Annotated in this window: 4 protein-coding genes and 1 pseudogene; 3 read left to right on the forward strand and 2 right to left on the reverse strand. The window is 63.7% G+C overall.

Translation table 11 applies throughout. The features are described 5' to 3' along the window. Both AC2VNK_RS01575 and AC2VNK_RS01580 read left to right on the forward strand, forming a co-directional pair. Nucleotides 1–519 (forward strand): Kae1-like domain-containing protein (locus tag AC2VNK_RS01575; RefSeq protein ID WP_486882560.1); only part of this gene is annotated, 519 nt, incomplete at its 5' end. Further along, entirely contained in the window at nt 519–1,046 is a 528-nt protein-coding gene (locus tag AC2VNK_RS01580; RefSeq protein ID WP_291523202.1) for a tetratricopeptide repeat protein, read from the forward strand. The genes AC2VNK_RS01575 and AC2VNK_RS01580, both read left to right, overlap by 1 nt. 6 nt (nt 1,047–1,052) lie before the next feature. Here the strand turns inward: AC2VNK_RS01580 and plsY are convergent. Beyond that, nucleotides 1,053–1,649, reverse strand: a pseudogene (plsY, locus tag AC2VNK_RS01585) (glycerol-3-phosphate 1-O-acyltransferase PlsY). Between the two features lie 72 nt (nt 1,650–1,721). Between plsY and folB the strand changes: the two are divergent. Beyond that, nucleotides 1,722–2,081 carry a dihydroneopterin aldolase gene (gene folB, locus AC2VNK_RS01590; RefSeq protein WP_486882561.1) on the forward strand — a complete coding sequence of 120 codons (360 nt, stop codon included), beginning with the start codon at nt 1,722–1,724 and terminating at the stop codon, nt 2,079–2,081. 16 nt (nt 2,082–2,097) lie between these two features. Here the strand turns inward: folB and AC2VNK_RS01595 are convergent. Continuing rightward, a partial coding sequence (locus AC2VNK_RS01595) for a TRAM domain-containing protein (protein WP_486882562.1) occupies nt 2,098–2,317 on the reverse strand: 220 nt, incomplete at its 5' end.

Genomic DNA, 2,317 nt, shown 5'->3' on the forward strand with positions numbered 1-2,317 from the left:
GCCTTCGACAAGGCGGCGAAGATGATGGGACTGGGCTATCCCGGCGGGCCGGCGCTGGCCGGCCTGGCGGAGGGGGGAGATGCCCAGGCTTTTCGCCTGCCGCGGCCGCTGCTGGACCGGCCGGGACTGGACTTCAGCTTCAGCGGTCTGAAAACGGCCTTCCGTCTAGCCTCCATGCCCATCGCGCCCGACGATGTGCAAAAGCGGGTTGACCTGGCCGCCAGTTTTCAGGCCGCGGTGGTGGAGACGCTGTTCAGGAAATGCCAGCGCGCCCTGCAGCAGACCGGGCTGAGGCGTCTGATCGTGGCGGGCGGGGTCGGCGCCAACCGGGCGCTGCGGGCCGCCCTGAACGGCCTGGTGTCTGAAGGTGTCGAAGTCTTTATAGCTGATCTCGCGCATTGTACGGACAACGCAGCGATGATCGCCCTGACCGGTGCCCTGCACACGGAGCGGGCCCAGGCAGCCACAGCGGACTTCCCGGTGCGGGCGCGCTGGTCCCTGACGGAGGAGGAAGCGTGATGAACGAGCCATTTTCTCTGGATATGATCGTCGACGAGCTGGCGGCGCAGGATGTCGACTTTCAGGAGGGCCTGGACTGGCAGCAGACGGATCATCCGCAAGAAGCGGCCATCGCCTTCAGGCGTGCACTGGAGCATGGCCCGAAGAGCGCCGTGATCTGGACCTTCTACGCCTGGGCACTGTCTGCTTCCGGCGACCCACACGGGGCCATTGCTGCCTGCCGCCGCGCCATCGCCTGTGATGCGGAGTGGGGGCAGGCGTGGAATGATCTCGGTGAATATTTGATGGATACCGGTCGTGAAGATGAAGCCCTCTTCGTGATTCGCCGCGCCCTCAAGGCCCAACGCTTCGACAGTCCGCATCTGGCGCAGATGAATCTCGCCCGTTATTACCTATACAAAGGCAGCATGCGCCGTGCCCTGGCTGCGGCGAAGGAGGCCCAGCGGTTGGTCCCTGGTTTTCGCCCGGCGGCGCGACTGGCGGACTGGATCAGCGAACGGATGCAGGAGTGGAACATCAAGGATTGACGAGCCTCAACGCTTTTTGAAGGGACGTTCGCTGCCATCCAGCAGACGGCGGATATTGCTGCGGTGCCGCCAGAGGATCAGCAGCACCAGCACCATGATGAGCACCCGCATACTCGTCGCAGAAGATACCGCAAAGACGATGGGCACCGCGCTGACCGCCGCCAGCAGCGCCGCCATGGACGAAACGCGCGTCACCGCAAACACCAGTATCTACAGTCCCAATATCGACAAGCCCAGCACCGGCAGGAGAGCCAGCAGAATACCCAGCGCCGTGGCCACCCCTTTGCCGCCGCGAAAACCAAAAAACACCGGATAGAGATGGCCGAGAAAGGTGGCGAGGGCCACGGCGGCCAGCGCCCAGTCCTCCAGCCCGAGCAGGCGGGCGATGACGATGGGGATGACGCCCTTGATCAGGTCGCCGAGCAAGGTCAGCAAGGCGGCCTTTTTGCCGCCAATACGCAGGATGTTGGTGGCGCCGGGATTGCCCGATCCGGACTGGCGCGGGTCCCCCAGACCCAGGGCGCGCGCCACCAGAATGGCGGTGGCAATGGAACCGACGGCATATCCCCCGCCGATCAGGGCAACATCCAGAAGAAGTGACATGCAGTGCTTTAGCCGGAAAATTGGTTATTATAGGCCGAGCTGCGGCGGATTGCCGCTTTTTTCGGGATGACCATGGATATTCTTTTTGTACGTGAACTCAAGGTGGACACCCGCATCGGCATCTACGACTGGGAACGCCAGGTTAAACAGACGGTGCTCGTCGATCTGGATATTGCCGCGGATGCGGGGGCTGCGGCGCGGACCGACAAGGTGGAGAACACTATCAACTACCAAACCATCTGCCAGCGCCTGGTTGCCCATATCGCCGCGTCAGAAGTGGAACTGGTGGAGACCCTGGCCGAGCAGATAGCTGGTATCATTCGCAGTGAGTTTGGTGCGGCCTGGGTGCAGGTGACGGTGCACAAACCCGCCGCCGTGCGCGGAACACGGGATGTGGGGGTACGGATCGAGCGGGGCAGTCGCCTGCCCTGAGCGACCAAAGGCCCGATCAGGCCGACACCACCACCCCATGCAAATCATGGGTATCCGCTCGGGTGATCTCCACCTCCACCCAGTCTCCGACCTGCAACCCCGCCGCCTTGCCCAGATGCACTACACCATCGATCTCCGGGGCATCGCTGGCCGAACGGGCGGTGACCTTGCCGCCACCCCGGCCCACTTCGTCCACCAGTACCCGCTGATGCTGGCCCACCCGCCGTTGTAGCCGC

It is taken from the genome of Acidithiobacillus sp. TH-A35 (genome assembly GCF_057473505.1).

What these genes read in the sequence shown, in the direction of transcription:
- AC2VNK_RS01580 (WP_291523202.1), top strand. Translation starts at nt 519, where the DNA reads ATGAACGAGCCATTTTCTCTGGATATGATCGTCGACGAGCTGGCGGCG.
- folB (WP_486882561.1), top strand. Translation starts at nt 1,722, where the DNA reads ATGGATATTCTTTTTGTACGTGAACTCAAGGTGGACACCCGCATCGGC.